The sequence below is a fragment of the Gulosibacter molinativorax genome (assembly GCF_003010915.2).
GTDB lineage: Bacteria > Actinomycetota > Actinomycetes > Actinomycetales > Microbacteriaceae > Gulosibacter > Gulosibacter molinativorax.
This window is the reverse complement of the sequence record NZ_CP028426.1, coordinates 449,892-474,532: the sequence shown is the minus strand read 5'-3', so window position 1 is coordinate 474,532 and position 24,641 is coordinate 449,892. Positions and strand designations below refer to the sequence as shown.

At 66.9% G+C, this 24,641-nt stretch carries 27 protein-coding genes; 16 read left to right on the top strand and 11 right to left on the bottom strand.

Features of this window, described 5'->3' with window-relative positions:
• Window positions 1-257 precede the first annotated feature (257 nt).
• From GMOLON4_RS02345 to GMOLON4_RS02300, 10 genes are all read left to right on the top strand, one after another.
• Window positions 258-767 carry a helix-turn-helix transcriptional regulator gene (locus GMOLON4_RS02345; RefSeq protein ID WP_169516540.1) on the top strand — a complete coding sequence of 170 codons (510 nt, stop codon included), beginning with the start codon at window positions 258-260 and terminating at the stop codon, window positions 765-767.
• A 223-nt stretch (window positions 768-990) separates the two neighbouring features.
• Entirely contained in the window at window positions 991-2,073 is a 1,083-nt protein-coding gene (locus GMOLON4_RS02340) for an ArdC-like ssDNA-binding domain-containing protein (RefSeq protein WP_026937644.1), read from the top strand.
• Window positions 2,073-2,969, top strand: coding sequence for a bifunctional DNA primase/polymerase (locus GMOLON4_RS02335; RefSeq protein WP_026937643.1), 897 nt, complete (start codon window positions 2,073-2,075; stop codon window positions 2,967-2,969). The genes GMOLON4_RS02340 and GMOLON4_RS02335 overlap by 1 nt, the downstream gene beginning before the upstream one ends.
• Entirely contained in the window at window positions 2,966-3,658 is a 693-nt protein-coding gene (locus GMOLON4_RS02330) for a DUF2637 domain-containing protein (RefSeq protein ID WP_051267264.1), read from the top strand. The genes GMOLON4_RS02335 and GMOLON4_RS02330 overlap by 4 nt, the downstream gene beginning before the upstream one ends.
• Entirely contained in the window at window positions 3,655-4,077 is a 423-nt protein-coding gene (locus GMOLON4_RS02325; protein WP_051267263.1) for a hypothetical protein, read from the top strand. The genes GMOLON4_RS02330 and GMOLON4_RS02325 overlap by 4 nt, the downstream gene beginning before the upstream one ends.
• 75 nt (window positions 4,078-4,152) lie before the next feature.
• A complete protein-coding gene (locus GMOLON4_RS02320; protein ID WP_035733550.1) occupies window positions 4,153-5,019 on the top strand; it encodes a hypothetical protein in 867 nt (288 codons plus the stop codon).
• Window positions 5,016-6,092, top strand: coding sequence for a ParB N-terminal domain-containing protein (locus GMOLON4_RS02315; protein WP_026937642.1), 1,077 nt, complete (start codon window positions 5,016-5,018; stop codon window positions 6,090-6,092). Before GMOLON4_RS02320 ends, GMOLON4_RS02315 begins: the two co-directional genes overlap by 4 nt.
• A 79-nt stretch (window positions 6,093-6,171) precedes the next feature.
• Entirely contained in the window at window positions 6,172-6,867 is a 696-nt protein-coding gene (locus GMOLON4_RS02310; protein ID WP_035733555.1) for a hypothetical protein, read from the top strand.
• Window positions 6,868-6,874: 7 nt separating this feature from the next.
• Entirely contained in the window at window positions 6,875-8,059 is a 1,185-nt protein-coding gene (locus GMOLON4_RS02305; RefSeq protein WP_265415399.1) for a M23 family metallopeptidase, read from the top strand.
• Window positions 8,056-8,322 (top strand): DUF6112 family protein, encoded by a 267-nt coding sequence (locus GMOLON4_RS02300; RefSeq protein WP_026937873.1) that lies wholly within the window; start codon window positions 8,056-8,058, stop codon window positions 8,320-8,322. Before GMOLON4_RS02305 ends, GMOLON4_RS02300 begins: the two co-directional genes overlap by 4 nt.
• Window positions 8,323-8,347: 25 nt before the next feature.
• Here GMOLON4_RS02300 and GMOLON4_RS02295 read toward each other — a convergent pair whose 3' ends face one another.
• The gene (locus tag GMOLON4_RS02295; protein WP_146137601.1) at window positions 8,348-9,253 is read right to left on the bottom strand and encodes a hypothetical protein; all 906 of its coding nucleotides are present in this window, start codon (window positions 9,251-9,253) and stop codon (window positions 8,348-8,350) included.
• An 86-nt stretch (window positions 9,254-9,339) separates the two neighbouring features.
• On the opposite strand from GMOLON4_RS02295, the gene GMOLON4_RS02290 reads away from it, so the two are divergent.
• Genes GMOLON4_RS02290 through GMOLON4_RS02270 form a run of 5 tightly spaced genes read left to right on the top strand, consistent with a single transcriptional unit; the run spans window position 9,340 to window position 14,811 of the window.
• Window positions 9,340-9,609 (top strand): DUF6112 family protein, encoded by a 270-nt coding sequence (locus tag GMOLON4_RS02290; RefSeq protein WP_024355940.1) that lies wholly within the window; start codon window positions 9,340-9,342, stop codon window positions 9,607-9,609.
• Window positions 9,610-9,639: 30 nt separating this feature from the next.
• Window positions 9,640-11,046 carry a conjugal transfer protein TrbL gene (locus tag GMOLON4_RS02285; protein ID WP_265415398.1) on the top strand — a complete coding sequence of 469 codons (1,407 nt, stop codon included), beginning with the start codon at window positions 9,640-9,642 and terminating at the stop codon, window positions 11,044-11,046.
• A gap of 3 nt (window positions 11,047-11,049) precedes the next feature.
• Window positions 11,050-12,513: an SCO6880 family protein gene (locus tag GMOLON4_RS02280; RefSeq protein ID WP_265415397.1), complete on the top strand. Its 1,464-nt coding sequence runs from the start codon at window positions 11,050-11,052 to the stop codon at window positions 12,511-12,513.
• Window positions 12,514-12,523: 10 nt separating this feature from the next.
• A complete protein-coding gene (locus GMOLON4_RS02275) occupies window positions 12,524-13,306 on the top strand; it encodes a hypothetical protein (RefSeq protein ID WP_026937619.1) in 783 nt (260 codons plus the stop codon).
• Between the two features lie 29 nt (window positions 13,307-13,335).
• Window positions 13,336-14,811: an ATP-binding protein gene (locus GMOLON4_RS02270; RefSeq protein ID WP_407648509.1), complete on the top strand. Its 1,476-nt coding sequence runs from the start codon at window positions 13,336-13,338 to the stop codon at window positions 14,809-14,811.
• A gap of 113 nt (window positions 14,812-14,924) precedes the next feature.
• Here GMOLON4_RS02270 and GMOLON4_RS02265 read toward each other — a convergent pair whose 3' ends face one another.
• On the bottom strand, window positions 14,925-15,290 hold the full coding sequence (locus tag GMOLON4_RS02265; RefSeq protein ID WP_035733502.1) for a helix-turn-helix domain-containing protein: 366 nt from the start codon (window positions 15,288-15,290) through the stop codon (window positions 14,925-14,927).
• A gap of 118 nt (window positions 15,291-15,408) precedes the next feature.
• Between GMOLON4_RS02265 and GMOLON4_RS02260 the strand changes: the two genes are divergently transcribed.
• Window positions 15,409-16,914 carry a SulP family inorganic anion transporter gene (locus GMOLON4_RS02260; RefSeq protein WP_026937616.1) on the top strand — a complete coding sequence of 502 codons (1,506 nt, stop codon included), beginning with the start codon at window positions 15,409-15,411 and terminating at the stop codon, window positions 16,912-16,914.
• 92 nt (window positions 16,915-17,006) lie between these two features.
• Here GMOLON4_RS02260 and GMOLON4_RS02255 read toward each other — a convergent pair whose 3' ends face one another.
• The 9 genes from GMOLON4_RS02255 to GMOLON4_RS02215 form a co-directional block, all read right to left on the bottom strand.
• Complete coding sequence (locus tag GMOLON4_RS02255; protein ID WP_026937615.1) at window positions 17,007-17,426, bottom strand: arsenate-mycothiol transferase ArsC; 420 nt, start codon at window positions 17,424-17,426, stop codon at window positions 17,007-17,009.
• Window positions 17,423-17,845 (bottom strand): arsenate reductase ArsC, encoded by a 423-nt coding sequence (locus GMOLON4_RS02250; protein WP_026937614.1) that lies wholly within the window; start codon window positions 17,843-17,845, stop codon window positions 17,423-17,425. The genes GMOLON4_RS02255 and GMOLON4_RS02250 overlap by 4 nt, the downstream gene beginning before the upstream one ends.
• Before the next feature lie 27 nt (window positions 17,846-17,872).
• On the bottom strand, window positions 17,873-19,087 hold the full coding sequence (gene chrA / locus GMOLON4_RS02245) for a chromate efflux transporter (protein ID WP_026937613.1): 1,215 nt from the start codon (window positions 19,085-19,087) through the stop codon (window positions 17,873-17,875).
• Window positions 19,084-20,088, bottom strand: a complete 1,005-nt coding sequence (locus GMOLON4_RS02240) for a metalloregulator ArsR/SmtB family transcription factor (protein WP_026937612.1) — start codon at window positions 20,086-20,088, stop codon at window positions 19,084-19,086. Before GMOLON4_RS02240 ends, chrA begins: the two co-directional genes overlap by 4 nt.
• Window positions 20,085-21,188, bottom strand: coding sequence for an ACR3 family arsenite efflux transporter (arsB, locus tag GMOLON4_RS02235; RefSeq protein WP_026937611.1), 1,104 nt, complete (start codon window positions 21,186-21,188; stop codon window positions 20,085-20,087). The genes GMOLON4_RS02240 and arsB overlap by 4 nt, the downstream gene beginning before the upstream one ends.
• Window positions 21,185-21,511, bottom strand: coding sequence for a thioredoxin (gene trxA, locus GMOLON4_RS02230; RefSeq protein WP_026937610.1), 327 nt, complete (start codon window positions 21,509-21,511; stop codon window positions 21,185-21,187). The genes arsB and trxA overlap by 4 nt, the downstream gene beginning before the upstream one ends.
• The gene (gene trxB, locus GMOLON4_RS02225; RefSeq protein ID WP_026937609.1) at window positions 21,508-22,476 is read right to left on the bottom strand and encodes a thioredoxin-disulfide reductase; all 969 of its coding nucleotides are present in this window, start codon (window positions 22,474-22,476) and stop codon (window positions 21,508-21,510) included. The genes trxA and trxB overlap by 4 nt, the downstream gene beginning before the upstream one ends.
• 73 nt (window positions 22,477-22,549) lie before the next feature.
• Window positions 22,550-23,920, bottom strand: a complete 1,371-nt coding sequence (locus GMOLON4_RS02220; RefSeq protein ID WP_051267231.1) for a hypothetical protein — start codon at window positions 23,918-23,920, stop codon at window positions 22,550-22,552.
• A 389-nt stretch (window positions 23,921-24,309) separates the two neighbouring features.
• On the bottom strand, window positions 24,310-24,639 hold the full coding sequence (locus GMOLON4_RS02215) for a helix-turn-helix domain-containing protein (RefSeq protein WP_026937608.1): 330 nt from the start codon (window positions 24,637-24,639) through the stop codon (window positions 24,310-24,312).
• Window positions 24,640-24,641: the final 2 nt, after the last annotated feature.

Sequence of the window (24,641 nt, the reverse complement as noted above, 5' to 3'; positions counted from 1 at the left end):
CGCACGTGCGTACGTGGACGATGTACATCGACGAGGGTTTTCTACGCACGCAGATGGCGTTCCTCCTGCCCGATGCAACCCGTGTGCGACCAGGACTTCACCCGCATGAATGGGATGGCAGACCACTGTCACTCACTCCGGGAATCTCACGACTGCAGCTTCTCGAACCTCTCTGGCGCCAGATAAGCGTCCTTCGCGATGACGCTCCTGTCACAGAGGTAGTCCGCGCTCGTGCGGTGGAATTGTTCGCGCGATGGGTGAGCGTCATCGCACCCACCTTCCTCACACCGGAACTCGCGGAAGGCCTCGGCGAACCGGCGGAGTCAGTGCTGAGGCCGATTCAGGGACGGCTCACGGATACCGCGACTCTCGGCCATGTGGGGCGGGCTGTGTGGCTACTCAAAGAGCGGATGGATGAGCCATGGACGGTGGCATCACTGGCACAATCGGTGGCGGTGTCACGCGCACACCTGACGCGCCTGTTCGCTGCGCACACGGGCCTGTCACCGATCCGCTTTCTCACTGAGGTCAGGCTGACGGAGTTCACCCGGCTCATCGAGGAGACCGAGCTGTCGGTCACCCATGCCGCGCAGAAGGTCGGCTGGCCCGATCCGCGGATCGCATCGGCCTGGTTCAGCCGTCGTTTCGGGCTCACACCATTGCAGTACCGTCTCAACCCGCATCCACATCTCACCGACCGCGACCGCTGCGATCACTGTGCTGTCACCAAGTTCAGCGCGCATCCGACGCGCGGACTCGGCAAGTGACTCATGTTTCTCGTCCGGTGACGCGGAATGGGTCACTGCTGCTCGACGGTGAGGTGTCGGACAGGTAGACCGGATGAGACACGTCGGGTTCAGCGATGCACCTGACGGTCGCTCACAAACTTGTCCGTCGTCCGTCTCGATTGTCTTCTCTGAGTCCCTTCGCGCACCTTCTGGGCGCAGAGGTCACCCGCCGTGTGCGGAGCCTCGCGGAAGGAAGACGACGATGGCAACCACTGAGGAAGCGCGCGCTGCGCGGGATGCGAAGCTCGACGCACTGCACGAACAACTCACCGGCGCGGTGGAGTCGCTGGTGTCGGGTGAGGACTGGAAGCAGGCGTTGGAGTTCGCGGCGCGGTTTCGTGCCCGTTCGTTCAACAACACGCTGCTGATCTTCGTGCAGCATCAGGCTGCGTTCGAGGCGGGCCGGGTGCCGGAGCCGGTGCCGTCGTATGTGGCGGGCTTCAAGCAGTGGCAGGCACTCGGCCGGCAAGTCGAGAAGGGCCAGTCGGGGTACATGATCCTCGCCCCCGTCACCGGCCGGTTCGCGTCTGCGACGCCGAAGGTGACGGAGTCGTGGCGAAGGCTTGGCAGGTTCGAGAAACCGAAACCGGGTGAGGCGGCGCGGTCCCGCATGGTCGGTGTTCGTCCCGCCTATGTCTGGGATGTCTCGCAGACCGGGGGCGATCCGATCCCGGCCCCGCCGTCTCCACGGTTGCTGGAAGGTGACGCGCCAGATGGTCTCTGGGAGGGCATCGCCGCGCAGATCGAAGCGCAGGGCTTCACGGTGATGCGGGTGCCGCACGAGGGCATGATCCACGGTGCGAACGGCCTCACTGACTTTGGGGCGAAGACGGTGGCGGTGCGGGAGAACATGCCCGACGCCGCGCAAGTGAAGACTCTCGTGCACGAGCTCGCCCACGTCCTCCTCCACGGCCCCGACAACCCCGACGCAACCGGGCATCGCGGAGTCGGTGAGGTGGAGGCGGATTCGGTGGCGTTGATGCTTGCTGCCGCTCATGGCATGGACACCAGTGATTACACGGTGCCGTATGTGTCGGGGTGGGCGGCGACGGTGCCGGAGAAGTCCCCGGTCGAAGTCGTCCAAGCCACCGGCGAACGCGTCCGAAAGACTGCTGCCGCGATTCTCGATCAGCTCCCGACCGCGCAGATAGGCAACGGTGACCCTCCCGGGCTCACCCGCGACACCGCAGCGAAGAAGCAGTCCGCGCCGACAGTCGAGGCTGCCGCTGACTTGTCCGCCGAGGAGCCCCGCCGCCCGGTCGCGTCCTCGGCGAGGGGCCTGTGATGGGTGCCGTTGATCTGTTTTCTGAGGTCGGTCGGATGTCGCTCCCGGAGGCTGCGGCGAGGTTTGCGGCGGCGGGGGTGCCGGTGTTTCCGTGTGTGCCGGGTGAGAAGCGTCCGCTGGTGCGCCGCGGCTTCCACGACGCCACTGCCGACCCTGCGCAGGTATCGGAGTGGTGGCGGCGGTGGCCGGCGGCGAACATTGGCATCCCCACCGGTGTCGCCTCTGGGGTGGAGGCCGTCGATGTCGATGTGCACTCTACCGGCACCGGATTCCCGGCGTTCCGTGCTGCGCACCGTGAAGGCCTCGCCGCAGGGTGGGCGGCGCTGGTGCGCACGCCTTCCGGTGGGCTGCACGCCTACTACCCGGCAGACCCGGGACGGTCACAGTCGTCATGGCAGGCACCCGGAAGCCATGTCGATTTCCGTGGGGACGGCGGCTACATCATCGCCCCACCCTCCCGTGTGCTGCGTCCCGGCGGGGTGCGGGCCCCGTATCGGCTGATCGTCGCAGGCAACACCCCGGCCCCGGTTGATGCGGCACGGCTGCGCGACTTCCTTGACCCTCGCACTTCGATCCCGCTTGCCCGTGCGTCACGGTTTGAGCGGCGGGGTTTGGATGCGCAGGTGCTCGCGGGGTGGGTGGCGGAGCGTGGCGAGGGTGAGCGGAACCAGGGTCTGTTCTGGGCTGCCTGCCGTCTCGCCGAAGCCGGCACCCCACCCGATGCGACCCTCGAAGCACTCGGGCCAGCGGCAGAACACGCGGGGTTGGGTTCGCGAGAGATCATGGCGACGATCCGCTCCGCCTACCGCACCACCCACCCCGCACCCCGCGCTGTCGACACCGTGTCCAATGAGCGGCGTCTCGTGCGTGAATCACCAGGGCGGGTGCTCTCATGAACGTCGTCGAGGTTGGGCAGCAGAGAGGGCGCCGGTTGGCAGTGGTGACGGCGATCACGGGCACGGTGTTCATCGCCGCGGGGGCGTTCTGGCTATCGTTCACCGCTCTTGCTGATCTCGCGCGGCGGTCAGGGATTGATTCGGGGCAAGCATGGGCGTGGCCGCTGATCGTGGACGGCATCATCGTCGTCGCGACCGTCGCCGTCGTCGCCCTCGCCAGCCAGCACCGCCCGACATGGTACCCCTGGACGCTTCTTGCCGCGGGGGCGGTGGTGTCGGTGACAGCGAACGCGATCCACGCGATCATCGCCGCCGACACCGATGTCCCCAGCGTGCTTGCCGCGTCGGTCGCGGCGATCCCGCCGCTGGTGCTGTTGGCGATCACGCACCTCACGGTCATCCTCACCCGCCCCATCACGCCAGGCACGGAGGCAAGCGAGACAGTGCTGGACCTGGCGCCGGTCAGGCACGTTGAGGTGGGGGCGGATGATGCCGTGCCGGGGCTGGAAGGCGCACCGACGCCCACGCCACCGGTCGCGGTGGTGTCGGTGAGTGCGCGACGTGCGGAGGCGGCGCAGCTCAGGGAACTGGACGGCTGGTCGAACAAACAGATCGCCCGGCACCTGGGTGTGCACCCCTCGACCGTGGGGCGCTGGTTCGGCACTGAAACGAAAGGAGAGACATCATGATTGACGCTGTAGAAACCAGCCGGGCCGAAGTACCCGAGGTACGACCCGAGCCGGCTGAGGCGGCGGCAGAGCGTTCGGCGTTCGCTGTGCACCGGGACCCCTCACTCGCCACGACCGCTGCTGCTCCTGGTTCGCGTGTGGGACGTGGGATCGCGTGGGTACGGCCAACTGATCTGATCTCGTCGAGCACCGCCCGGATTTCCGGCCGCGGCATCAACTTCCAGGCAGAGCTCGCGCATCGTGCCCGCCGGGCACCAGGGCAGGCCTACCGTGCGACCCGCGACGGCGTGCGTGACATCCGAGATCGCCGTGCCCAACGGACAGCGCCCGATGAGGCGTCGGTGTTCGATGTGTTCGAGCCGCAGGACCGTCACCGCGCGTCGTCGTGGGTGCGTTCGTCTGGGATCGGGCTGGGGTGAGGATCTGTGTTCCGGAAAGCGGGTGGCCAGGCTGACGGGGATGAGGTGCGCACCTTCCTGTCAGGAGGTGCCACCATGCCACAACACCACAATCACGATCGGCGCGATCGACGGCGAGGTTTCGAAAACTCTGAACGACTCCGAGAACTCCTCACCCGCCTCGACAACGACGGGCCGGGCTCATGGCGCGGCGACCCGGAAGCGGCAGCGCTCATGCATCACGCCGCCCAGAAATACTCAGCCCTCGCCCGCAAGCACGGCCTCGACCCGTGGGAGGCAGCGACCGCAGCGTTCGAGGCGATGCGCACCGCAGCCGTCCGACGCGCCGATGACCCCTGGGCAGTCATCACCCGCGCCGTGCAGATCACCTGCATCGCAGAGAATCGCGCGAACGGGCTGCTGTGCTCCGTCCACCAAGCACGCCGGCCGAGGTACTCGAGTTTCCACGACGCCGAGCGCTTCTCTGATCGGGAGAACCCGCTCACTGACTACCACCCCGCGTTCCGCGCCGACCCCTTCACCGATGATGAGGACGACAGCGACGGCGAGACCGAAGATCCGGGGTCAACGGGTGTGGAGTCGGCGATTGAGGAGACCATTGCCCTGTTGTGCTGGAATGGGTGGGAACCAGAAATCGCCCGCGCAAGCATCGAGTGCATCACCGCACGCCTCGCCGAATCCGTCTCCCGCGCAGGCGCCTACGAGTCGCTGCGGCGAGATCGTCACGCCCGCGCCCTCCTCGACATCCCTGCACCGTCCTGGTATCGCTTACTGCGCATCATTCTCGGTTCCCCCGATGCGCACCTGGCGGGTACGAATGCGGGCCGAGGGGTACTGCTGCGGCTGCTGATCGGTGACTCCCTCCGCCACCTCATCGCAGATGCGGAGTTGGAGACGGCGATCAAGATTGCCGCTCCCGGCACGATGCGGGGCAGGCCATGAGTGGGCCGGGACATATCGAGTTGGGGCGAGCGGTCGATTCGATCTGGGCCGGCCGCCGCCACCGCGAAGACTACGGCGACCTCGACTCGCTCGTGGCGTCGATCATGCGGGATGGGTTGTTGCAGCCGATCACGATCACCCCAGACGGGATGCTGATCTGCGGCGCCCGACGCCTTACCGCGATCCGCCGGCTCGGGTGGAAGACCGTGAACGTGTGGGTGCGCTCCGGAATCTCCACCAGCCTCGGGCAGCTCCTCGCCGAGCAAGACGACAACCTGCTCCACAAGCCCCTCACCCGCACCGAAGAAGCCACCCTGTATGCGGAGCTGAAAGCGCTCATGGCCCAGGATGCGGAGGGACGTCAGGAAGCGTCACGGTTCACCTCGAAACAAGAAAATCCCAGGTCAAAAGGTGGGGCCACCGTGGCCCCACCGTCATCAACGAGCGCTGGGAAGACCCGAGAGCAGGCAGCGCTCATGGTCACTGGCCGCAACTCGTACACCTCGTTGGAGCGCATCAACGAGTTGCAGCAGATCGCCGCCGATCTCTCCCAGCCCGAGGATGTCCGGGAACGGGCATCTCGTGAGCTTGAGCGGATTGACGCGGGTGAGTCGATCACCGGGGCACAGCATCGCATCCGCGCCGCGCAAGCACTCGCCGAACTCGACACCCTCGCCGAAGACTCCGCACAGCCAGCGGGTATCCGCGAGACCGCCGCGGCGGGTGCCGCACGCCTCCGGGAACTGGAAGAGACGGCACGGCCGGCGGACTTGCAGCGGCTGGCGGAGATCGCGGTCGAGCGCGCGAGAACTGCGACGAAGAAGCGCCCCAACCAGCTCGCCTCCGCACGGCTCCGCGCCGTGGAGGAGCCGCTACGGGAGTTTTTGCCGGTACGGTCGTTCGTCTACCTCTGGGATGAACTCTCCACCTGGGCCGACCGCTACGACCCCGACACCATCGGCCCCGCCCTCTCGAACGAGCAATGGCTCATGTTCGAGCACGCCGTCACCGCGACGATCGCGTTCCTGGATGCGGCGCGCGCTGCACGGAACGCGCGCCGCGACACCGCCTGACCTCTCTTTCTTCCGTTCCTCTCTGGGTGCGTGGGTGCACCTGTCTGGTGATCCGCACATTGTCGGGAAGGACACCAGGATGGACCCCACCGCTCGCCGCCGCCGCACCATGCTCATCGCCGCCATAGCCGGTGGCCTCATCCTGCTCCTCCTCGTAGGCATCGGCGTCTACGGCCTCATCCGCGGAACCCAAACCACCGAACCTGTGGATGTCGTAGCGACGGAGAGCCCAGCGGCGACGCACCCCACAGACACGTCCTCGGGGCCGGAGCAGGTGGTCACGATTGGCGAACCTGAGGAGTTCGCGGTCGCAGTGGCGGAGGCGCTGTTCACCTGGGATACCACCAACGGATACGGACCCGCGGACTACGCGCAGATGCTCGCCGATGTCACCGCCGACGAGGAAGCCGACGCCGCAGCCACCGATGTCCGCGCCTACCTGCCGACCCCGGAGGCGTGGGCGCAGTTGCGCACGCATCAAACGCGGCAGTGGCTCACCATCGACACGATCGAGATCCCGGCCGTGTGGGAGGACGCGGTCGCGCAGGCGGCGCCAGGGCAACTGCCCGACGGCGCGATCGCGTACACGGTCACCGGCACCCGTCACCGCACCGGCTACTGGGGCACCGAACCTGTCACCACGACGCATGCGGTGGCGTTCACCGTGTTCCTCACCTGCACACCCGAACACACCGCTGCACCGCCGCCTGCCGATCCGGTCACCGAGACCTGTGCGCTCTTGCGGCTCTCGCAGCTCGACACCCCGCTGCGGTGACCCGGTCATGCTCAAGAAACTCCTCGCCACCCTCGCCATCGCCGCGGTCTGCTTCGGCCCCGCGACCGCACTCCTGTCCGTTGCTGTTCTAGCGAATCCTGCGGTCGCCGCGTGCGCGCCGGGGTCGTTGATCGTGGGGCCGATCCCTGACTCGCTCACCGCAACGGCGAAGAACAGTGAGACGGTGACGCTGAATCGTCAGCAGCTCACCCACGCCGCGACGATCATCACTGTCGGTAGTCAAACCGATGGGGTGGGGCGTCCGGGTGTGGTGATTGCGTTGATGGCGGCGCTCACGGAGTCGCATCTGCGGATGCTCGCAAACACAGGCACCTACCCAGAATCGGCGAGCTACCCGAACGACGGCGACGCCTCAGACCACGACTCACTCGGCCTGTTTCAGATGCGCCCACAAGCCGGATGGGGCACCGTCGCTGAGCTCATGGACCCGAACTATCAAGCCCGTGCGTTCTACGGCGGACCCACCGGCCCCAACTACCCTTCACCGCGCGGCTTGTTGGACATTCCGGGGTGGCAGCAGCTCGACCCCGGCGAAGCAGCGCAGGCCGTCGAGGTGTCGGCGTACCCGGACAGGTATCAGAACTATCAGCCCGTCGCCGAAGCAATACTGGCCGCCCTCACCAAGCCCGCAGCATCAAACGGCGGCAGTGGCAACGGTGGTGAGGTTGTGGTGCCGGAGACGACCCGGGTGGTGTTCCCGTTGCCGGAGGGTATGTGGGTGCGGACGAGTCCGTTCGGCTGGCGCACCGACCCGATCACTTTCGAGCAGGCATTCCACTCCGGCAGCGACTTCGCCGCCGCAGACGGCACCCCGATCTACGCCGTCGCAGACGGGATCGTCACCCACGCCGGATACACCGGCAACTGGGGCGGGCTCATCATCGTCGAGCACACCGTCGGCGGGGAACGCATCGCGTCGTACTACGCACATATGTGGGAGTACGGCATCCACGTCACCGAAGACATGACCGTCACCGCCGGGCAACACATCGGCGATGTCGGCTCCTCCGGGAAATCCACCGGGCCCCACCTCCACCTTGAAATCCGCCCCGGCGGCACCGGGCAGCCCGCGATCGACGCCGACCAGTGGCTCACTGATCAGGGCGCGGAAGGCATCACCGGCGGCACCACCTCTCGCGCGTCGTGCACGCTGGGCGGGGGTGGGCGCTGATGGTGTTCCCCGACTTCGGCGGCGTCGGAGCAGCCGACGACCTCCGCAGCATCGTCGGCGCGCTACTGACGTTCGTGCTCATCATCGCCGTCCTCATGCTGATCGTCTCCGCGATCGTCTGGGCCATCGCCTCATCCACCAGCAACGCCCACACCGCCACCAAAGCCAGAACCGGAGCCTGGGTCGCCCTCGGCACCGCAGCCCTCGCCGGAGCCGGGGTCGCGTGGGTGAACTTCCTCCTCGGCGTCGGTGAGCATCTTTGATGACACGGCCTGGTGCCGGAACGATCTACTCGTGAATGGTCTCCAGATCAGAGCTACGGCACCACATGTCGCCGTTGCGTCTCCAGAGAGCGTCTGCGAGTGCATCGAGAACTGCTACGGGGAGATCGTCAAAGACCTCGGAGACGACGTCGTAGGCGTCGAGAATCTCCACGATCGCCACATACTGTTGGTCTTCTGAGTCCCACGGGAGGCCCGCGTCGTCAACCGTAATGTACGCGTTTGAGATCGTTTCGAGCATCTCGTCCAGTTTCAGGTCGAGTTCTTCAAGCAGCGATCCTGACCAGAATTCGTCGCCATCATGTCCGACGAACAGGGACCCTAGAGTCAGGTCGCTCTCCCAAAGGAGATCATTCCCTTCAGGCCAGACGATGAACGATATGTCTGAGAGTTCGAACCTGACGTCTCCGATCACACGCCATTCCCGTTCCCATCGCCAATCGTGAGGTCGATCGGAGCCTGTTGGACGCACCGGGTCGAGGAATGGCGTCAGCTTCCAGTAGGGATCATTCGCGTCACGCGGCCGTCGTTGCGGACCGAGGGACTGTGATAGAAGTTGATTCGCGGCATCCCACTGAGGCGAAGGATCGCTGAGGTACCAGACCGGTTGGGCACCATACCTTTCACGGAGCAGCTCTTTGTCGAAAACGACGCCCCATCTTCGACCTCGGCTGGTCATGCGACGCAATTCGGTCAGCGGCGTTTCCGTGAAGCACACTGCCTTCTGATTTCCGAGCAAGGCCTCAAGGTTCTTGGCGATCCCGAAGGGATTCCGCGCCTCGATTCGTCCCTGTGTCAGCGCACTTGCCAGGTCTTGGGGCGTTCGAGTCAGATGCACCAACCAGCGTGACAGATCGCGCGCACCCGCGTGCTGAGGCGTCCCTGTCGCGCTCGGAGGAATCAGTTCTGCCATTCCTTCAGATTACTCACGGGGTACCAGAGCGCACCTGGCTGGCAAGTCCGCCATCTCTGGCGCTTGTGAGCTGAAGGAGCATCCCTGTGATTGATATTGATCCGAACGGTACCGGGCTTCCCGGTATCGAGCAGTTGCGCATCATCGTCGGCGCGGTGATGACCGTCGGCCTGATCCTCTCCGTCCTCGCCCTGATCGTCTCGGCGATCGTGTGGGGCTTCGGCGCGAACTCCTCGAATCCGCATCTTGCGTCGCGCGGGAAGGTCGGGGTGCTCGTGTCCTGTGGGGCGGCGATCATCTGCGGCGCATCTGTGACGCTCATCAACTTCTTCTGGGGCGTCGGCCAAGCCGTCTAACCCCACCGCGCACGAGAGAAGGAGCGGACTGTGAGTGTGTGTGATGTGCCGGTCATCTCGGCCGTGTGCGACACCGTCGGCCAAGGCGCCGCCACGTTGATCGCGGCGCCGTTCGACTGGCTCGCCCAAGCCATGGGAGGCGCCGCCGCCTGGCTCTTCGAGGCTGTGTGGGCGGTGTTCGACACGACCACCCTCGTCGATGTCAACGACGAAGGTTACGTCGGGGTCTACAACATCCTGTTCGGGGTGGCGGTATTCGTGGTGCTGATCTTCTTCTGCCTGCAACTAATCACCGGCCTCATCCACCGCGACCCCACCGCCCTCACCCGAGCCGCTACGGGGGCTGCGAAGAGCATCCTCGGTTCCTTCGTCGCAATCGGCCTCACCGGGCTCCTGTTGGAGATCACGGACCAGCTCGCGGTCGGGATCGCGCAAGCCACCGGGAACACGATGGAATCCATCGGCGACCGCATCACGCTGCTTGCCGCAGGGTTCGCGGGGATCAACATCGCCGCGCCCGGTGTCGGGGCGATCGTCACGATCTTCCTCGCCGGCCTCGCCATTAGCGCGGCTGCGATCGTGTGGTTCTCGCTCCTGATCCGCAAAGCCCTCCTGCTCGTCGCGATCGTGTTCGCTCCCATCGCTCTCGCCGGTTTCTCCTGGGACGCCACCAAGGGATGGTTCGGGAAGTGGGCGACGTTCGTGATCGCCCTGATCCTGTCGAAGCTCGTGCTCGTGGTGATCTTCCTCGTCGCCATCACCCAAGTCTCCGCACCGATCGAACTCGATCTCGCGTCGATCAGTGATCCCATCGCTGGGGTCGTGTTGATGTTCATCGCCGCGTTCGCCCCCTACATGACGTACAAGTTCGTCAGCTTCGTCGGGTTCGATATGTACCACTCGATGAGCGCGGAACAAGAAGCGAAATCCGCTCTCAACCGCCCCGTCCCCGTGCCCTCGGCCCCGAAGGCCGACGGCGCCAAGAAGGTCCTCGACGGCGCCGGCGACAAGGGTGGGGGCGCGGCACCGTCTGGTGGTGGCACGTCACCAGCATCGACAGCGGCGCCCAGTGCTGGTGGTGGATCAGCGGCGAGCGGTGGTTCCGGCGCCGCCGCTGGTGCTGGCGCAGGGAGCGCGGGAGGTGGAGCTGGTGCGGCCGGTGCTGGGACAGGTGCTGGTGCAGCCGCTGCAGGGCCTGCGGCTGCGGTCGTGATCGGCGCGCAAGTCGCCAAAGCCGCCGCAACCGCGGGTCCGAAACTCGGCGGCGCTGTCGGTGGGGCTGCGGAAGGCCACGCGGCCGGTGCGGGTGAAACCGTCCAGCCGGCACCGTCTCCCGCACCGAACCACACGCCCACGGCACCGCCCACGTCGCCGTCTGTGCCACCGGCGAAGCAGACGCCACCACCGGCTCCGAAGCAGACGACCGGAAAGGACTAGCCGATGTCGAACCAGCAGAGCACGGTGGAGTTTGGGTTGCGGGCGGTGCAGTTCTCCCGCCTCACCCGCCGCGGTATCCTCCTCGGCCTCTCCCTCCCACAACTCATCGTCCTCGCCGTCGGAGTGCTCTCCATCGTCGGTGCCCTCTACGCCGGCGGCGGCATCCTCCTGACCTGGACCGCACCCATCTGGCTCCTCAGCGCAGCCCTCGCGTGGACGCCGGTCGGGGGCAGGAAGCTCATCGAGTGGGTGCCCGTCACCTTCCGGTGGGTCGCACGCACACAGGCACGGCAGACCGTGTTCCGGCGCAGGATCGTGAAACCCCGCCCCGCAGGCACCCTCGCACTCCCGGGCGATGCCGCCGCGCTCCGCGAGTGGGAAGACCCCGAGACGTGGGCGGCGATGATCCACGACCCCCACAATCAGACGCTCACGGCGATCATCGCGGTGTCGCATCCCGCGTTCGTGCTCCTCGACCCAAGCGAACAAGAACGCCGCGTCGCCACCTGGGGGCGCGTGCTCGCCACCACCTGCCGCTCCGGCAGGATCGCCCGCCTCCAAGTCTGCGAACGCACCCTCCCCGACGGAGGCTCCGGCCTCGTCGAGTGGTGGCGCAATCACGGCACCGATGACGGATCGTGGACCTCAACCGTGTACCGGGAACTCATCGACCGTGCAGGTCCCGCCGGGGAACGTCACGCGACAACGATCAGTCTCGCCCTCGACCTGCGCGCCGCAGCCCGGCAAGTGCGCACGAACGGTGGCGGGATAAAGGGTGCAGCGGCAGTGCTCCGGCAAGAGATGACGACGCTCGTGACTGCGCTACGCGCAGCGGAACTCTCCGTCGGCACCTGGCTAACCCCCAGCGAGGTAGCCGTCATCCTCCGCTCCGCCTACGACCCCGCCGCCGCCGCGCTCCTCGAACGTCACGGCGACATCGGCAGATCACTCGCGACAGCGGGGCCGGTCGCGGTGACAGAGTCGTGGGATCGGCTGCGGTCAGACTCCGCACACCACGCGGTGCTGTGGATCAGCGAGTGGCCGAGGTCTCAGGTGTATCCGGGGTTCCTCGCACCCGTACTGCTGTCGTCCGGTATCCAGCGGGCGTTTTCGCTGATCTGTACGCCGATCCGTTCGGATCAAGCGGCGAGGGACATCAGGAAGAAGAAGACCGAGCTGATCTCGGATGCGGCGCAACGCTCCAAGATGGGGCAGATCGAAGACGCCTCCCAAACCGCCGAATACGGCGATGTCCTCCAGCAAGAAGCCGACCTCACCGCAGGCCACGGCGTCCTCCGCTACACCGGCTTCATCAGCGTGTCCGCACCCACCCCGGACGAGCTCGACACGGCGGTCGCGGCGATCGAACAGGCCGCGATCCAAGCCTCCTGCGAGACCCGGCGTCTCGTGGGTCAGCAAGCTCGAGCCTTCACCGTCGCAGCGTTGCCGCTGTGCCGCACCGTCTGAGGAGTGAGTCATGCCTACGTTCAACAACCCGACCGCCAACGCGACGGAAGCCTCCGAAGCGCTCCGGGGGCTTGCGCACGCGACCCGCGTGTTCGAGGACCCTGGCGACACCTATGCGGTGCTCGGTGATCTGCTTGCTGGGGTGCGATCGCTGCGGCAGGTGGTCGATCAGCTCGCGACCGCGCACGTCACTCACCGAGTGCGTGCGCATGACGATGCCGGGGATCAGGCAGCCGGCGCGACGAACGCGCTGACCGCGACCGCAGAGCTGCAGCAAGCCGCCGCGCTGCTGGATGCGGTGCATGACCGGGTAGATGCGGCAATGGCCGCCTCCGGGCGGATCGCCTGGCACCCCGAACCCACAGAGACACCGTCGGTGCCGCGGTGGATGAGTGTCGTGTTCCTGCAAGGCCAGGACGCCGACGAAGTGCTGGCGATCATCGACCGTGACGGTACGGATGCGGCGATCGAGCATCTGGCCGGGTTCGACATGGGCGAGGAAACCACGCAAGCCGCACTCATCAACGGATACGTCTACGACACCATCCCCACCGGCTCGCTCGACCGCACCACCACCGCAGGCAGTTACGCGCTGACGTACAACCACGACCACGGGCACGTCTCCCTGCTCCGCGCCCACCCGGAAAGACGAGAGCCGGATGCTGGGGCCCCTTCTGCGCGGACGACGCCGACCCTTCCACGGGCGCGGCGCCAAGCGGCGGTGGTCGAGGAGGAAGACGACTGGTTCGCGCCATCGCAGTCATCCTCCGCGCTGCGGGGGCGGGCACTGTGAGGGAACGCCAGAAGCTCCATACTGCGGCGTTGGTCGAACCGGCCGGGGAACGCCGCAGACAGCGGAGGGCGCGCAAGCACGCGGCCGCGAAGATCGAGACCAGCGCCCGTCGCGCCGAGCAAGCGGCGGAGCGTGAACGTGTCGCGGTGGAGCGTGCCGAACGCCGCAACACCACCTATCTACCCGCCACCGGCGAACCGGGGCCGGCGGCGTTGCGGACGCCAGGCAGGTTTCGGTTGCCGCGGCATCAGGACACGTCCGCGACGCTCGCGGGCGCGTACCCGTTCCTCGCCGAAGGCGGCCTCGGCGCCGACGGCGTGTTCATCGGGCAAGACCTCTACTCCGGCGGCTCCTTCGTCTACGACCCCTGGACCCTCTACGCCCGCGGCCTCATCACCGCCCCGAACATCGTTCTCGCCGGGATCGTCGGCTCCGGCAAGTCCTCACTCGCGAAGTCCCTCTACACGAGGTCGATCCCGTTCGGGCGCCGCGTGTACGTGCCCGGTGACCCGAAGGGTGAGCATACGGCGGTCGCCGAAGCCGTGGGTGGGCGGGCGATCGTTCTCGGGCACGGGCTCCGTAACCGTCTCAACCCGCTCGATGAAGGACACCGCCCCGGCGGTGTCTCGGATGCGGAATGGGCGGCGCAAGTCGCGTCCCGCCGCCGAGAACTGATCGGGGCTCTCGCGGAGACGGTGCTGGATCGGGTGCTCTCCCCGTTGGAGCACACAGCGATCGACCTCGCTCTCCAAGACGCTGTCCGCTCCTCGGAGGTGCCGATCCTCCCCATGGTCGTCGACCGCATCCTCGCCCCCGACCCGACAACCGATACGGATGGTCGCCTCGCGGAGGACGGCCGGCTCGTCGGTCACGCCCTCCGCCGCCTGGTCGCTGGCGATCTTGCAGGGTTGTTCGATGGGCCGTCGACGGTACGGTTCGACCCGTCACTGCCGATGGTCAGCCTGGACCTGTCGCGGGTGGCGGAGAACTCGACGTTGATCTCGGTGCTGATGACCTGCTCAAGTGCGTGGATGGAGTCGGCGCTGATGGACCCGAATGGTGGGCACCGGTGGGTGATCTATGACGAAGCCTGGCGACTCATGGCCTACCCGGCATTGCTCCGTCGGATGGATGCGCAGTGGCGGCTGGCAAGGCATTACGGGATCGCGAACATGCTGATCTTCCACAAGCTCACCGACCTCGACAACGTCGGCGACTCCGGCTCCGCCATGCGAGCCCTCGCCAACAGCCTGCTGGCGAATGCGGAGACACGGATCATCTACCGACAAGAACCCGACCAACTCGGAACCACCGCCGCAGCCCTCGGCCTCACCGGCACCGAACAGAAACTCCTCCCAGGGCTCGGCACCGGGCAGGGGCTGTGGCGGATCAAAGAACGCTCCTTCGTCGTGCAACATCAACTCCACCCGGCAGAGCTTGCCGCGTTCGACACGACCGCGCGAATGAAGGGCGAAACCCGCAAGTTCACGATTCCTGAAGGCTAAATCGCCGGAAGATGCGGGTTCAGGCCATGGTTTCTGAGGTGTGGGGTTGCATGTTCCGCGAACATGCAACCCCACCGGTGAACACTTGGGCCGGGCGTGCATCTGCCGCAGGCTTATACGTCGCGGAGGCGCGCGATGAGTTCGTCGGCGGCGTCCAGTTGTTTCGCGAGTTTCTCGCGACGCTCCTCTGCGTCGGTCACGAACGTATCCAGCGCTGCGCGCGCGGCGCTGTCTGACGGATCATCCGCCAGTGCGTCAGCAGCGGCGAGGACTTCGCCCATCTGGTCGAGGGAGAACCCGAGCGGCTTCATCTGGCGGATCAGGAGGAGCCGCTCGACGTCGGCGTCGGTGTAGAGGCGGAACCCGCCACTGGTGCGGTCGCTCGGGGAGACGAGCCCGATCTCGTCGTAGTGGCGGAGGGTGCGCAGCGACAGGCTGGTGCGCTCAGCGACCTCGCCGATATGGATCGTTCCTGCCATCGGGTACTCCTCTGCCTCGATTTGGCACCCAACCCTCACGTAACGGTAGAGTTGGATTTGGCGGGCTCCGACCTCGACCGCCGTCACCCTATTTTCCCGCACCTCTCTGGGAGGCAGAATGAGCGCGCCCGCACGCGACAAGGAACGCTACTGGCCTCGGCCGACCGTGATGGATGTGTTCCGTTCGCCGAAGCTGTTGACGAAGGAAGTCCTCGCGGGTATGGTGGTCGGCCTCGCGCTCATCCCGGAGGCCATCGCGTTCGCGATCGCCGCAGGCGTGCCGGCCGAGGTGGGCTTGTTCTCCTCGATCGTGATGGCAATCTCGATCGCGTTCCTCGGTGGGCGGCCCGCGATGATTACCGCGGCGACCGCAGCGATCGCGCTCGTCATCCGGCCGGTCGCCGACGAGTACGGCCTCGACTACCTCATCGCGACCGTGATCCTCGGCGGCATCTTCCAGATCGTTCTCGGCCTGCTCGGGGTCGGCAAGCTCATGCGGTTCATCCCGCGCAGCGTGATGGTCGGGTTCGTCAACGCCCTCGCGATCCTCATCGCTGTCGCCCAATTGGAGCATTTCACCGGCGCGTCCTGGCTGATGTACCCGATGATCATCGTCAGCATCCTGATCCTATGGCTCTTCCCGAAGCTCACGAAGGCTGTGCCCGCGCCTCTGGTGGTCGTGATCGTGATGACCCTCGCGGTGTGGCTGCTGAACCTCGATGTGAAGACCGTCGGCGGTCTCGGCGAACTGCCCGGCGGCCCGCCGATGCCGTTCTTCCCCGATGTACCGCTCACCTTCGAGACACTGCAAATCATTGCCCCGTATGCCCTCGGCATGGCCGCGGTGGGGCTCATGGAGTCACTGATGACCGCGAAGCTCGTGGACGACATCACCGACACGCACTCGAACAAGACCCGCGAGGCGATGGGGCAAGGCGGCGCGAACATCCTCTCTGGCCTCTTCGGTGGCATGGGTGGCTGCGCGATGATCGGGCAGACCATGATCAACGTGCGCGCCTCCGGCGCCCGCACCCGCGTCTCCACGTTCGCCGCCGGCGTGTTCCTCCTGATCCTGGTGTGGTTCCTCGGCCCAATAATGAACCTGATCCCCATCGGGGCGCTGGTGGCGATCATGTTCATGGTCGCGTTCCTCACCTTCGACTGGCACTCCATCGCACCCTCCACGCTGAAGCGGATGCCCAAGAGCGAGACGATCGTGATGCTCGTCACCGTCATCCCGGTGCTCATCACCCACAACCTCTCCGTCGGGGTCATCATCGGCGTGTTCGTCGCCGCGATCCTGTTCGTGCGCCGCGTCGCCCACTTCACCACCGTCACCCGCACCTTCAGCGCTAACGAAGACACGGCGCACTATGAGGTCGATGGCGAGCTGTTCTTCGCGTCCTCGAACGACCTGACCACCCAGTTCGAGTACGCCGACGACCCGAAGCGTGTCGTGATCGACATGTCGAAGTCGCACGTGTGGGACGCCTCGACCGTCGCAGCGCTCGATGGAATCGAGCAGAAGTACCGCGAACACGACATCGAGGTCGAGATCATCGGCTTGAACGAGGCGAGCGGAACCTTCCACGCACGATTGAGCGGGAACCTGCCCTCACACTGACCCGACTGCGTGCTCGGCTCATGCAAGGCTCATCGGCCGTCCGCCGCGCTGGACGGGAGGGCCAGCGACTACTCCTGCCCTCCCGTTCAAAGTTACGACATCGCGGCGCTGAGCTCGCTGGCGAGGCGCAGGACGCGTTCGGCGATCTGATCCCGGATCGCCCGCGTGCGGTCGCCGCCGCCGACGTCGGATGCAGCCTGGTCTTCGAAGGTCCAGGTCTCGATCGTTCCGGCCATGCCGTCGACCGGGGCGACCTTCGCCTCGTCGCCGAGCACGATGACCCGATCCACGCTGCGGAGGATCTCGGGATCGATGGGCTTCGGATACTCGCCCTCCATCGACGCACCGACCTCGACGATCGCTTCCTCGGCGAGGGCACTAAGCGTATCGCCCGGCGCAGTACCGGCCGAATAGACGGTGATGGCGTCGCCGGCGTGCTGCCGCATGAGCGCGGCGGCCATCTGCGATTTGCCGCCGTTCTTCTTGCAGACGAACAGCACCGACGCGCTCATGCGCTGGCCGCCTCGGTGCTCGCGGGCTCGAGGGAGGCGATGAGTTCCTGAATGCGGCGTTTGATGTCGTCGCGGATCGGACGGACAGCGTCGATGCCCTGGCCCGCGGGGTCATCGAGCTTCCAATCCTCGTAGCGCTTGCCGGGGAAGAACGGGCAGGCGTCGCCGCAGCCCATCGTGATGACGACATCGGAGTCCTGCACGGCGTCGGTGGTGAGGATCTTCGGTGCCTCGCCGCGGATGTCGACGCCCTCTTCGAGCATCGCCTCGACGGCGACGGGATTGATTTGGTCCGCGGGGATCGAGCCTGCCGAACGGACCTCGATGCGGTCGCCCGCGAGGTGGCGGAGGTAGCCTGCGGCCATCTGGGAACGGCCGGCGTTGTGGACGCAGACGAACAGGACGGTGGGAGTAGACATGAGGGTTCTCGTTTCCGATCGGGTCGGTCAGGTGAGGGTGGTGGCGAGGATGCCGCCTGCGGCTCCGATGATCACGACGATCCAGGGCGGGAGCTTCCACGCGACGAGCAGCACGAAGCAGACCAGCGCGAGTGCGAAGGCGTGCGGGGTGAGGATCGCGGTGGTGAACACGGGTGTGTAGAGGGCGGCGGCGAGGATGCCGACGACGGCCGCGTTCGCGCCCCGCATGATGGCCTGCACCCGCTCGTGGTGCTGCAGGCGGTTCCAGAACGGCAGCACGCCGATGAGGAGGAGGAAGCCGGGCAGGAAGATCCCGGCCAGCGCGATGCCCGCCCCCGCCGCCCCGCCCGGGCCGACGTCGGCGGCGCCGCCGAGGAAAGCGGCGAGGGTGAACAGCGGGCCGGGCACGGCCTGGGCTGCACCGTATCCGGCGAGGAAGTCCGCGTTCGTGACCCAGCCGGGATCGACGACGCCGGATTGCAGGAGCGGGAGCACGACGTGCCCGCCGCCGAATACGAGCGCTCCGGCCCGCGCGAACGCATCGAACAGGGCGACGCTGTCGTTGCCGGTGACGGCGGCGAGGATCGGCATCCCGGCCAGGATTGCGACGAACAGGGTGAGCGCGGCGATCCCCGCGGCCCGGGTCACCGGGAACCGCACCGCTGTCGCCGTGTTCGCGGCGGGTGCGCGGCAGACGAAGTATCCGGCGATCCCGCCGAGGACGATCGCCATGATTTGGCCGAGCGATCCGGCCAGCAGCAGCGCGGCGAGGGCTGCGACGGCTGCGATCGCGGCGCGCTGCCGGTCCGGGGTGAGTGTCTTCGCCATGCCGAGGACGGCCTGCGCGACGATCGCGACCGCCACGATCTTCAGCCCGGCGAGGATGCCTTCCCCGATGGTGCCGGTGAACAGGGCGGCGCCGGAGGCGAAGGCGAGCATGAGGGCCGCGGACGGGAGCGTGAAGGCGATGAATGCGGCCAGCGCGCCCCGGTATCCGGCGCGGTGCAGGCCGATGCCGAACCCGACCTGGCTCGAGGCCGGGCCGGGAAGGAACTGGCACAGCGCGACCAGGTCGGCGTAGGCGCGGTCGTCCATCCAGCGTCGGCGTTCCACGATCTCGGTGCGGAAGTAGCCCAGGTGCGCGATCGGCCCGCCGAACGAGGTCACCCCGAGGCGCAGGAACACCCGGAACACTTCCCACGCCGACCCGCGCACCGGCGCACGTCGCGTCTCGCTTGTCATGCGCCGTCACCGTCGACGGGAACGCACAGCTCGGCGAGCAGGCCACGGACGCGGGCCTCGATGTCAGCGGCGATCGCCGCAACGCCGTCTTCGGAGGCGAGGGCGGGGTCACCGACCGTCCAGTCTTCATAGCGAACTCCGGGGATGATCGGGCATACGTCCCCGCAGCCCATCGTGACCACGACGTCCGCGGCGCGGACGGCGTCGTCGGTGAGCGGCTTCGGGAACGCGGCCGCGGCGTCCTGCTCGCCTTCGATGTCGGCGAGGATCGAGCGCACGTGCGGGTGCACCTCGGCCGCTGGCGTCGACCCGGCCGACCGGGCAACAACCGCACCGCCGGAGAGCTGATTGACGAGGGCGGCGGCGAGCTGAGAACGGCCCGCGTTTGCGACGCACACGAACAGCACCTGCGGCATCCCCGTTTCGCGATCCCGTGTGAGGTCGGCGAGACGCTGACGGGCGAAACGTTCGGTGAGCGGGATCATATGCTGGGTGAGCTTCGCCGAGCGGACGAGACCCGCGAACGACTCGCGCACGATCGTGACGACGAGGTTGCGGTTCAGGTGCGTCATCTCGTCGGCGAGCTCGGCGGCGAGGTGCTCGACCTTCGCGTCGAGGGCGGCCAGTGCCGTCGCGCGGTCTTCCTGCTCGGCCTGCGCGTCGGCGATCGCGGCGGGCGCGAACGCGTCCAGCAGCGCGGTCACGGCCTGCTTCCGCGCCGGCAGGATGCTGTAGTACACCCAGGTGCCGCGCCGCTCGGAGGCCAGCAGCCCGGTGTCCTTGAGCTTCTTCAAGTGATGCGAGACGGTGGGCTGGGAGACGTCGGCGAGCTCGGCGAGGTCGCACACGCAGGCCTCGCCGCGCGGGTCCGTCGCGATCGCCGACAGCATCCGCAGCCGGAACGGATCTGCCAGCGCCTTGAGCGTTGAAGCGACAGCATCGGCGGCGTCTTCGCCGATGACGTGCGTCGGGGTCGGTGTGCAGAGCTCGGTGGTGGTCATGATGCCCTCGATTTGGTGACGGCGGGAACCGCATACGGGTCGGTGTGGAACCACGTGCGGGCGGCCCAGAGCGAGACATAGACCAGACCCACGAGCACGGGCACCTCGATGAGCGGTCCGACGACGCCTGCGAGGGCCTGACCGCTGGTCGCGCCGAAGGTGCCGATCGCGACGGCGATGGCGAGCTCGAAGTTGTTGCCTGCCGCCGTGAACGCGAGGGTCGTCGAGCGGGCGTAGTTGAGGCCGATGCCCTTCCCGAGCAGGAGGCCTGCGAACCACATGATCGCGAAGTACGCCAACAGCGGCAGCGCGATCCGGGCGACGTCCCACGGCTGCGACGTGATCGCCTCACCCTGCAGCGCGAATAGCAGCACGATCGTGAACAGGAGGCCGTAGAGCGCGAACGGGCCGATAAAGGGGATGAACTTCGCCTCGTACCAGTCGCGGCCCTTCGCCTTCTCACCGAAGAAGCGAGTGAGGAACCCAGCCGCGAGCGGGACGCCAAGGAATACGAGCACGTTGATCGCGATCTGCCCGATCGAGACATCCAGGCCTTGGGAGTCGAGGCCGAGCCAGCCCGGCAGCACGGTGAGGTAGAACCAGCCGAGCAGCGAGAACGCGACGACCTGGAACACGGAGTTGATGAACACCAGCACCGCGGTCGCTTCACGGTCGCCGCAAGCGAGGTCGTTCCAGATCACCACCATCGCGATGCAACGCGCGAGCCCCACGATGATGAGACCGGTGCGGTACTCGGGCAGATCGGGCAGGAAGAGCCACGCGAGGGCGAACATCACGGCAGGCCCTGCGATCCAGTTCAGGATCAGCGATGAGACGAGGAGCTTTTTGTCTCCCGTGACAGCGGCGACCTTGTCGTAGCGGACCTTCACCAGCACCGGATACATCATCACCAGCAGTCCGAGACCGATCGGCACCGAGATACCACCGACCTCCATATGCGCGAGCAGGTCGGACAGTGCGGGGATGAAGCGGCCGAGGAGGAGGCCCGCGACCATGGCGAGCCCGATCCACAGCGGCAGCCACCGGTCAAGGGTGGACAGCTTCGCCGGCATCGCGCGGGTCTGGGTTGCGGTGCTCATACGATCAGCTCGTCAATCTTGCCCGCGATGATCGGCTTCGGGTGTGCGCCGATGAGCACGTCGACGCGCTCACCGCCCCGGTAGAACCCGAGAGTCGGGATCGACGTGACATCAGCAGCCATCGCGGTCTGCGGGTTGGCGTCCGCGTCGAGCTTCACGATCTTCACGCGGCCGTCGTACTCGCCGGCGAGATCGTCGAGGATCGGTGCGATCGCCTTGCACGGCCCGCACCAGGTCGCCCAGATTTCGACCACGACGGGGATGTCGGACTGCAGCACCTCGGCCTCGAACGTGGCGTCGGTGACGGTGATGGTCGCGCTCATGCGGACACCTCCAGAAGTTCGGTCACGGTCTCGTCGGCAGGCAGGCCGGCGAGGAAATGCTGCGCGTCAAGGGCCGCGGCACAGCCCGTGCCCGATGCCGTGATCGCCTGCCGGTAACGGCGGTCGACGAGATCACCCGCGGCGAACACGCCAGGCAGGTTCGTCGCGGTCGACGGATGGTCGACGAGCACGTAGCCGTCGTCGTCGAGATCGACCTGCCCGGTCAGCAGCTCCGAGCGCGGGTCGTGCCCGATCGCAACGAACACGCCAGAGATCGGAAGGGCACGCTCGTCACCGGTGACGGTGTCGCGCAGGCGGAGCGCTTCGACGGCGTTCTCACCGACGAGCTCGGCGACTTCACTGTTCCAGGCGACCTCGATCTTCGGATCGGCGCGCACCCGCTCGGCCATGATCTTCGACGCCCGGAAGTCATCACGCCGGTGCACGATCGTGACCTTCGACGCGAAGCGCGTGAGGAACAGTGCCTCTTCCATCGCGGAGTCCCCGCCGCCGACGACGGCGATCTCCTTCTCGCGGAAGAAGAAGCCATCGCAGGTCGCGCACCATGACAGGCCGTGACCGGAGAGCCGAGCTTCCTCGGCGAGGCCGAGCTTGCGGTAAGCGGAACCGGTGGTGAGGATCACGCTACGCGCCTCGAACGTTTCGCCCGAGCCGGTCTCGATCGTCTTGACCTCGCCTGCGAGGTCGAGCCGGGTCGCGTCGTCGTAGACGATACGCGCCCCGAAGCGCTCGGCCTGCGCACGCATCGCGTCCATCAGGTCCGGGCCCTGCACCCCGTCGGTGAAGCCCGGGAAGTTCTCGACCTCGGTGGTCGTCATGAGCGAACCGCCGGCGGTCACCGAGCCAGCGACCACGACGGGAGAAAGCCCCGCCCTGGCCGCGTAGACCGCGGCCGTATACCCCGCCGGACCAGACCCGACGATCACCATCTGTTGCATCGACATGTCTCTATATTGACATTCATCGAACCAAGCGGCAAGTCGGGTAGGTGCGTTCGGGAGGTTGTTCGCCGAGTGTTCACCCGGCGGAGTCGCCGCCGTCATCTACAGGACGGTCGACTCGGGCGGGATGCGCATAGCGGAGGGCGGTGTCGATGCCGATGCCGAACAGGTCGCAGATGCGTCGCACATCGCCGCCGGTCTGTTCGACCTCGTAGAGGATGCGGTCAGTGCGCAGCGCCTGCGCGGTGACTCCGGCCTTCTTCCAGGGGAAGTTCCGGCCCGGTGGCGACAGGCGCGGCGCGGTCTGGATCGTGACGAGCAGGTACGGGTTCTTCGTCTCGGGCCAACGCGTGGCGCGATGGTCGAGCCAGGCGGCCAGGCGCACCCGCACGGGTTCGGCGAGCGGGATCGTACGGCCGTCGGGCATGCGGAGTCTGCCGTCGATGATATCGGTGAGCTGGACGTGCTGCACCTGTTGCGTGGTGAGGGCGTGGAAAGCGACGAGGGCGACGGCCAGAGCGATTGCGGGGTCAGGGCTGGTGAGCGCGTCACGGATCGCGGACTTCTCCATCGGGAGCGGGATCGTGCGTTTGGGGCCGCGCAGCGGAATCGGTTTCGTCGGGTCGGCGAAGACGATCTTGCGGCCGCGCAGGATCGTGAACAGGGTGCGGAAGCCGAGCATCATCGTGTGCTGGCGGCTCGGATCATCCGGGAGCGCGTCGAGGATGTCTTCAGTGCTGATCCCGGTCAGGCTGGTGCGGCCTTCCTCGACCCAGCGGGTGATCGCGGGGAGGATGCCGTACATCTGCCCTTTCACGGTCATCGTGTCGCGGGGTTGACGGCGCGGCGTGGTCTTCGATCCGTCGGCCATGATGTCGCGCCAGAGTTCGAGCTGGGAGCGCATCGGCTCGGGCAGATGCCTGGTCTTACGGGCGAAGAGCTGCTCGAACGTCGGCACTCGGTCGTCGATGAGGAGGTCGGCGTCGCCCAGGACTTCGATCGTGGAGCGGATGTTGCCGTCATCGTCGTAGCGGCGCATCGCGAGAATGTCGGAAGCACAGAAGTGCAGATTCGCGCCGGGGAACACGAGCTGGAGAATCTTCAACGTGCGCCGCACCTGGTTCGTCTGCCGTTTGCTCCACGCATACTCGGCGGCGCGGGCGTACAGGAAGTGATCGGTGCGGGAGGTGATGTCGCGCAGCCGGATCTCGTTCGAGCGCTGCCGCACCCGTTCCGGGTCGGGATCCAGATCGAACAGCACCGGCTGGGTGCTCTCGGCGACCGGCGGCGGCGCGGCGACGAGCCGGATCGCTTGGCGCAGGCTCATCGCCATCGGCCGGTGCTTCTCGGCAGGCCTGCGGGGATCGTTCATCACGGCGAAGAACAGTTGCGCCCCGAACTTTCGCGGTGCGTCGAGGTCGAGCGGTTCGCCGAGTACTTGCAGCATCCGGGCGGTCTCCAGGCAGAGGCGGCAGTAGCCCTGCTCACCGATGGTGACGTCGCGATGGCACGAGACGCATTCGCCTTGCGGGTAGTGCTTGAACCACCAGCGGCACTTCGGGCACCGCCAGTTGCGATTCCGGTAGACGCCCCAGGCCAGGCAATCACGGCAGGACCCCATGAAGCCGGGACTTCCCGGATGGCAATGCGCGCACAATCCTTGGCTGTAGTACTCGCTCGATCCGCATCTGCGGCATAGCGGCGGAGCGAAGGGGCCGCCGGGGATGCAGTCGTAGCAGTAGTCGACGCGAGGCTGGAGCCACGCGGCCGGTTTCACGCCGCACCCCGTGCAGGGCAGCGGCGGGCTCAGCGGCCCGTTCGGACCGCGTGCCGGACTCATAGCGGCGGGGCGGGCCGGTCATCCTTCGCGCCCAACCGTGGCGTCACTCGCGGTGTCGAACCGTTGGCCTCGCTGTGCTGCTCGAGCCTTCGCGTGCGCGCGCTGACCTTTTCCGGTTCGGGCACGAGGAGGTCTGTCGGCTGGCAGTCCAGGACGAGGCAGATCACGTCGAGATCATCGAGGCGGATCGTCGTCGGAGTGCCCGTCCACAGCCCCGACATCTTGCCCTGGCTCATCTCCAACCCAGCGGCGGCGAGCATGCGCCGCAACTCCGCAGACTTCCAGATGCCGCGCTCAGCGGCCTGGACTCTCAGGTTCCACTTCATCA

What these genes read in the sequence shown, in the direction of transcription:
- GMOLON4_RS02240 (WP_026937612.1), bottom strand. Translation starts at nt 20,088, where the DNA reads ATGACCACCACCGAGCTCTGCACACCGACCCCGACGCACGTCATCGGC.
- GMOLON4_RS02320 (WP_035733550.1), top strand. Translation starts at nt 4,153, where the DNA reads ATGCCACAACACCACAATCACGATCGGCGCGATCGACGGCGAGGTTTC.
- GMOLON4_RS02335 (WP_026937643.1), top strand. Translation starts at nt 2,073, where the DNA reads ATGGGTGCCGTTGATCTGTTTTCTGAGGTCGGTCGGATGTCGCTCCCG.
- GMOLON4_RS02215 (WP_026937608.1), bottom strand. Translation starts at nt 24,639, where the DNA reads ATGAAGTGGAACCTGAGAGTCCAGGCCGCTGAGCGCGGCATCTGGAAG.
- GMOLON4_RS02325 (WP_051267263.1), top strand. Translation starts at nt 3,655, where the DNA reads ATGATTGACGCTGTAGAAACCAGCCGGGCCGAAGTACCCGAGGTACGA.
- GMOLON4_RS02310 (WP_035733555.1), top strand. Translation starts at nt 6,172, where the DNA reads ATGGACCCCACCGCTCGCCGCCGCCGCACCATGCTCATCGCCGCCATA.
- GMOLON4_RS02275 (WP_026937619.1), top strand. Translation starts at nt 12,524, where the DNA reads ATGCCTACGTTCAACAACCCGACCGCCAACGCGACGGAAGCCTCCGAA.
- GMOLON4_RS02255 (WP_026937615.1), bottom strand. Translation starts at nt 17,426, where the DNA reads ATGAGCGCGTCGGTGCTGTTCGTCTGCAAGAAGAACGGCGGCAAATCG.
- GMOLON4_RS02305 (WP_265415399.1), top strand. Translation starts at nt 6,875, where the DNA reads ATGCTCAAGAAACTCCTCGCCACCCTCGCCATCGCCGCGGTCTGCTTC.
- GMOLON4_RS02220 (WP_051267231.1), bottom strand. Translation starts at nt 23,920, where the DNA reads ATGCTGCAAGTACTCGGCGAACCGCTCGACCTCGACGCACCGCGAAAG.
- arsB (WP_026937611.1), bottom strand. Translation starts at nt 21,188, where the DNA reads ATGAGCACCGCAACCCAGACCCGCGCGATGCCGGCGAAGCTGTCCACC.
- GMOLON4_RS02340 (WP_026937644.1), top strand. Translation starts at nt 991, where the DNA reads ATGGCAACCACTGAGGAAGCGCGCGCTGCGCGGGATGCGAAGCTCGAC.
- chrA (WP_026937613.1), bottom strand. Translation starts at nt 19,087, where the DNA reads ATGACAAGCGAGACGCGACGTGCGCCGGTGCGCGGGTCGGCGTGGGAA.
- GMOLON4_RS02280 (WP_265415397.1), top strand. Translation starts at nt 11,050, where the DNA reads ATGTCGAACCAGCAGAGCACGGTGGAGTTTGGGTTGCGGGCGGTGCAG.
- GMOLON4_RS02265 (WP_035733502.1), bottom strand. Translation starts at nt 15,290, where the DNA reads ATGGCAGGAACGATCCATATCGGCGAGGTCGCTGAGCGCACCAGCCTG.
- trxA (WP_026937610.1), bottom strand. Translation starts at nt 21,511, where the DNA reads ATGAGCGCGACCATCACCGTCACCGACGCCACGTTCGAGGCCGAGGTG.
- GMOLON4_RS02260 (WP_026937616.1), top strand. Translation starts at nt 15,409, where the DNA reads ATGAGCGCGCCCGCACGCGACAAGGAACGCTACTGGCCTCGGCCGACC.
- GMOLON4_RS02295 (WP_146137601.1), bottom strand. Translation starts at nt 9,253, where the DNA reads ATGGCAGAACTGATTCCTCCGAGCGCGACAGGGACGCCTCAGCACGCG.
- GMOLON4_RS02330 (WP_051267264.1), top strand. Translation starts at nt 2,966, where the DNA reads ATGAACGTCGTCGAGGTTGGGCAGCAGAGAGGGCGCCGGTTGGCAGTG.
- GMOLON4_RS02315 (WP_026937642.1), top strand. Translation starts at nt 5,016, where the DNA reads ATGAGTGGGCCGGGACATATCGAGTTGGGGCGAGCGGTCGATTCGATC.
- trxB (WP_026937609.1), bottom strand. Translation starts at nt 22,476, where the DNA reads ATGTCGATGCAACAGATGGTGATCGTCGGGTCTGGTCCGGCGGGGTAT.
- GMOLON4_RS02250 (WP_026937614.1), bottom strand. Translation starts at nt 17,845, where the DNA reads ATGTCTACTCCCACCGTCCTGTTCGTCTGCGTCCACAACGCCGGCCGT.